Raw genomic sequence first — 5,737 nt, forward strand, 5'->3', positions numbered from 1 at the left:
GCTTCCGAGGGTGGCCCGCGAGAGCGAGTTGCACACGGATTTCCGATCTGCTAAGCTTGAACGGTTGCTCCGAGCGGGCCGGCCAGGGTTTTTGACTGGTTGGTTTGGAGAGAGTAGCATGGACTGCCTGCGAAGGTGCGGTTCACACGGTGTGCATGGACTTGAGGGTTTGTGTGGTGTGGGCGGCCGCGTTTGGCGTGTTCTTTGAGAACTCAACAGTGTGTCGATGAAATTGTCAGTGCCAAAATTTTTTGGCACGCATGGACAATCAAATTTTTTGGTTGTTTGTGTTGTGGCTTTTCTCGTTTATTTCTTTGCGAGATGTATTTCTGGAATCATTGATTTTTGTCAGTGGTTTCGTTTTGTTCAGGATTTCCTGGATTATGCTGAAACCTTTGGTTTCTAGTGTTTTTATGGAGAGTTTGATCCTGGCTCAGGACGAACGCTGGCGGCGTGCTTAACACATGCAAGTCGAACGGTAAGGCCCTTCGGGGTACACGAGTGGCGAACGGGTGAGTAACACGTGGGTGACCTGCCCTGTACTTCGGGATAAGCCTGGGAAACTGGGTCTAATACCGGATATGACCTTTCCCTGCATGGGGTTTGGTGGAAAGCTTTTGCGGTACAGGATGGGCCCGCGGCCTATCAGCTTGTTGGTGGGGTAATGGCCTACCAAGGCGACGACGGGTAGCCGGCCTGAGAGGGCGACCGGCCACACTGGGACTGAGACACGGCCCAGACTCCTACGGGAGGCAGCAGTGGGGAATATTGCACAATGGGCGAAAGCCTGATGCAGCGACGCCGCGTGAGGGATGACGGCCTTCGGGTTGTAAACCTCTTTCAGTAGGGACGAAGCGCAAGTGACGGTACCTACAGAAGAAGCACCGGCCAACTACGTGCCAGCAGCCGCGGTAATACGTAGGGTGCGAGCGTTGTCCGGATTTACTGGGCGTAAAGAGCTCGTAGGCGGTTTGTCACGTCGTCTGTGAAAACCCGAGGCTTAACCTCGGGCCTGCAGGCGATACGGGCAGACTTGAGTACTGTAGGGGAGACTGGAATTCCTGGTGTAGCGGTGGAATGCGCAGATATCAGGAGGAACACCGGTGGCGAAGGCGGGTCTCTGGGCAGTAACTGACGCTGAGGAGCGAAAGCGTGGGTAGCGAACAGGATTAGATACCCTGGTAGTCCACGCCGTAAACGGTGGGTACTAGGTGTGGGTTTCCTTCCACGGGATCCGTGCCGTAGCTAACGCATTAAGTACCCCGCCTGGGGAGTACGGCCGCAAGGCTAAAACTCAAAGGAATTGACGGGGGCCCGCACAAGCGGCGGAGCATGTGGATTAATTCGATGCAACGCGAAGAACCTTACCTGGGTTTGACATATAGAGGATCGCCGCAGAGATGTGGTTTGCCTTGTGCCTTCTATACAGGTGGTGCATGGCTGTCGTCAGCTCGTGTCGTGAGATGTTGGGTTAAGTCCCGCAACGAGCGCAACCCTTGTCTCATGTTGCCAGCACGTTATGGTGGGGACTCGTGAGAGACTGCCGGGGTCAACTCGGAGGAAGGTGGGGATGACGTCAAGTCATCATGCCCCTTATGTCCAGGGCTTCACACATGCTACAATGGCGCGTACAGAGGGCTGCGATACCGTGAGGTGGAGCGAATCCCTTAAAGCGCGTCTCAGTTCGGATTGGGGTCTGCAACTCGACCCCATGAAGTCGGAGTCGCTAGTAATCGCAGATCAGCAACGCTGCGGTGAATACGTTCCCGGGCCTTGTACACACCGCCCGTCACGTCATGAAAGTCGGTAACACCCGAAGCCGGTGGCCTAACCCCTTGTGGGAGGGAGCTGTCGAAGGTGGGATTGGCGATTGGGACGAAGTCGTAACAAGGTAGCCGTACCGGAAGGTGCGGCTGGATCACCTCCTTTCTAAGGAGCATTAGTACCGTTGATCGGCTCGAATGTGGCTGATGCGGTTGCTCATATTATTGGGTGGAACACTGACACGGTAATTCTTATTGCTCCTGGTGGCCGGCTTGTTCGGTCTGGGGGGTTTCGTCGGCACACTGTTGGGTGTCTGAGAGGACACGTCTTCTCTGTTTGCTGCTGCGTGTCTGCGCCGGCGTACTGGCTTCCTTCGGGGGGTCGGGCTGGTGGCGGTGTGGTGGTGTGTGTTGTTTGAGAATTGTATAGTGGACGCGAGCATCAACATGGCTTCTCGCACGTTTGTGTGGGTTGTCCGTGTTATGTTTCTGTAATTTTACATGTTTCTGTGTAAGCATTTTGTTGTGTTTTTTTGGCGCTTGGCGTACAGGATTGCATGCGGATGCGGATGGCCTTTTCGGGTTGTTCGGGTTTGGTGTGTGTTTTGTGTGTTGTAAGTGTCTAAGGGCGCACGGTGGATGCCTTGGCGCAAGGAGCCGATGAAGGACGTGGGAGGCTGCGATATGCCTCGGGGAGCTGTCAACCGAGCTGTGATCCGAGGATTTCCGAATGGGGAAACCCAGCACCAGTCATGTGGTGTTACCCGCCGTTGAATATATAGACGGTGTGGAGGGAACGAGGGGAAGTGAAACATCTCAGTACCCTCAGGAAGAGAAAACAATAGTGATTCCGTGAGTAGTGGCGAGCGAAAGCGGATGAGGCTAAACCATGCACATGTGATACCGGGTAGGGGTTGTGTGTGTGGTGTTGTGGGGTTCATCTTTTCAGCTCTACCTGGCTGGACAGCAGTAAGAAAGTATCGTGTTAGGTGAAGTGGCCTGGAATGGCCTGCCGGAGAGGGTGAGAGTCCTGTAACCGAAAACACGGTGCCTGTTGTGATGGATACCCGAGTAGCAGCGAGCCCGTGGAATTTGCTGTGAATCTGCCGGGACCACCCGGTAAGCCTGAATACTACCTTGCGACCGATAGCGGACAAGTACCGTGAGGGAAAGGTGAAAAGTACCCCGGGAGGGGAGTGAAATAGTACCTGAAACCGTGTGCTTACAATCCGTCAGAGCCCTCGTTGTGGGGTGATGGCGTGCCTTTTGAAGAATGAGCCTGCGAGTCAGTGCTCGGTGGCGAGGTTAACCCGTTGTGGGGTAGCCGTAGCGAAAGCGAGTCCGAATAGGGCGTTTGAGTCGCCGGGTCTGGACCCGAAGCGGAGTGATCTACCCATGGCCAGGGTGAAGCAGCAGTAAGATGTTGTGGAGGCCCGAACCCACTTAGGTTGAAAACTGAGGGGATGAGCTGTGGGTAGGGGTGAAAGGCCAATCAAACTCCGTGATAGCTGGTTCTCCCCGAAATGCATTTAGGTGCAGCGTCACGTGTTTCTTGCCGGAGGTAGAGCTACTGGATGGCCGATGGGCCCTCACAGGTTACTGACGTCAGCCAAACTCCGAATGCCGGTAAGTGAGAACGTGGCAGTGAGACTGCGGGGGATAAGCTTCGTAGTCGAGAGGGAAACAGCCCAGATCGCCGGCTAAGGCCCCTAAGCGTGTACTAAGTGGAAAAGGATGTCCGGTCGCGAAGACAACCAGGAGGTTGGCTTAGAAGCAGCCACCCTTGAAAGAGTGCGTAATAGCTCACTGGTCTAGTGGCTGGGCGCCGACAATTTAGCGGGGCTCAAGTACACCGCCGAAGCCGCGGCACTCACATCTTCGGGTGTGGGTGGGTAGGGGAGCGTCGTGCAGCCGTAGAAGCAGCAGGGTGACCTAGTTGTGGAGGCTGTGCGAGTGAGAATGCAGGCATGAGTAGCGAATGACACGTGAGAAACGTGTCCTCCGGATGACCAAGGGTTCCTGGGCTAGGTTAATCCTCCCAGGGTGAGTCGGGACCTAAGGCGAGGCCGACAGGCGTAGTCGATGGACAACGGGTTGATATTCCCGTACCCGTGTCAGATCGCCCCTGATGAATCAGTTGTACTAACCGTCCTGAAGCTTCCAGATCACCTTCGGGTGACGGTGGAGTGGATGCACGGGACCTCGGCTGGTAGTAGTCAAGCGATGGGGTGACGCAGGAAGGTAGTGGGGCCAGTCAGTGGTTGTACTGGTGTAAGCCTGTAGGGCGAGATCTAGGCAAATCCGGATCTCATGAGCCTGAGAGGTGATGCGTAGCCGTTGCGGTGAATTCCATGATCCTATGCTGCCGAGAAAAGCCTCTAGCGAGATCTGATGTGGCCCGTACCCCAAACCAACACAGGTGGTCAGGTAGAGAATACCAAGGAGATCGAGAGAACTGTGGTTAAGGAACTCGGCAAAATGCCCCCGTAACTTCGGGAGAAGGGGGACCTCGCATTGTGACCGGATTTACTCCGTGAGCGGTGTGGGGTCGCAGAGACCAGAGAGAAGCGACTGTTTACTAAAAACACAGGTCCATGCGAAGTCGTAAGACGATGTATATGGACTGACGCCTGCCCGGTGCTGGAAGGTTAAGAGGACCGGTTAGCCGTAAGGCGAAGCTGAGAATTTAAGCCCCAGTAAACGGCGGTGGTAACTATAACCATCCTAAGGTAGCGAAATTCCTTGTCGGGTAAGTTCCGACCTGCACGAATGGCGTAACGACTTCTCTGCTGTCTCAACCACAGACTCGGCGAAATTGCAGTACGAGTAAAGATGCTCGTTACGCGCGGCAGGACGAAAAGACCCCGGGACCTTCACTATAGCTTGGTATTGGTGTTCGGTTCGGTTTGTGTAGGATAGGTGGGAGACTGTGAAGCGGGCACGCCAGTGTTCGTGGAGTCGTTGTTGAAATACCACTCTGATCGTATTGGATACCTCAACCTCGGACCATGATCTGGTTCAGGGACAGTGCCTGGTGGGTAGTTTAACTGGGGCGGTTGCCTCCCAAAATGTAACGGAGGCGCCCAAAGGTTCCCTCAGCCTGGTTGGCAATCAGGTGTTGAGTGCAAGTGCACAAGGGAGCTTGACTGTGAGACTGACAGGTCGAGCAGGGACGAAAGTCGGGACTAGTGATCCGGCACCGGCAAGTGGAAGCGGTGTCGCTCAACGGATAAAAGGTACCCCGGGGATAACAGGCTGATCTTCCCCAAGAGTCCATATCGACGGGATGGTTTGGCACCTCGATGTCGGCTCGTCGCATCCTGGGGCTGGAGTAGGTCCCAAGGGTTGGGCTGTTCGCCCATTAAAGCGGCACGCGAGCTGGGTTTAGAACGTCGTGAGACAGTTCGGTCTCTATCCGCCGCGCGCGTTAGAAACTTGAGGAAGGCTGTCCCTAGTACGAGAGGACCGGGACGGACGAACCTCTGGTGTGCCAGTTGTTCCACCAGGAGCACGGCTGGTTGGCTACGTTCGGAAGGGATAACCGCTGAAAGCATCTAAGCGGGAAGCCTGTTCCAAGATTAGGTTTCTCACCACCTTGAGTGGGTAAGACCCCCTACAGACTATGGGGTTGATAGGCCAGAACTGGAAGCGCAGTAATGCGTGCAGGTGACTGGTACTAATCGGTCGAGGACTTACCACACACATAACATTCGCCAAAACGAGCACTGAGAAGCTCACAGATTTTATGCGTGTAACACATTTACAGAAACCGGCCCGTGAGGGTTCGGTTCGCGTCCACTATGCAATGTCTGAGACAGCACACGTGTTGTTTCGCAGTGTTACGGCGGCCATAGCGAAGGGGAAACGCCCGGCTCCATTCCGAACCCGGAAGCTAAGCCCTTCAGCGCCGATGGTACTGCACTCGTGAGGGTGTGGGAGAGTAGGACACCGCCGGACTAAAATTAGATACAGGA

Annotated in this window: 3 rRNA genes; all 3 read left to right on the forward strand. The window is 55.1% G+C overall.

Annotated features, from left to right (window positions below):
* Window positions 1-410: 410 nt before the first annotated feature.
* The 3 genes from HF999_RS21895 (at window position 411) to rrf (ending at window position 5,720) form a co-directional block, all read left to right on the forward strand.
* Window positions 411-1,929: ribosomal RNA gene (locus HF999_RS21895) — 16S ribosomal RNA — on the forward strand.
* Between the two features lie 446 nt (window positions 1,930-2,375).
* Window positions 2,376-5,463: ribosomal RNA gene (locus tag HF999_RS21900) — 23S ribosomal RNA — on the forward strand.
* Window positions 5,464-5,603: 140 nt separating this feature from the next.
* A 5S ribosomal RNA gene (gene rrf / locus HF999_RS21905) occupies window positions 5,604-5,720 on the forward strand.
* The 16S, 23S and 5S rRNA genes sit together here, the layout of an rRNA operon.
* Window positions 5,721-5,737: the final 17 nt, after the last annotated feature.

This window comes from Tsukamurella spumae (genome assembly GCF_012396015.1).
Classification (GTDB): Bacteria; Actinomycetota; Actinomycetes; order Mycobacteriales; family Mycobacteriaceae; genus Tsukamurella; species Tsukamurella spumae.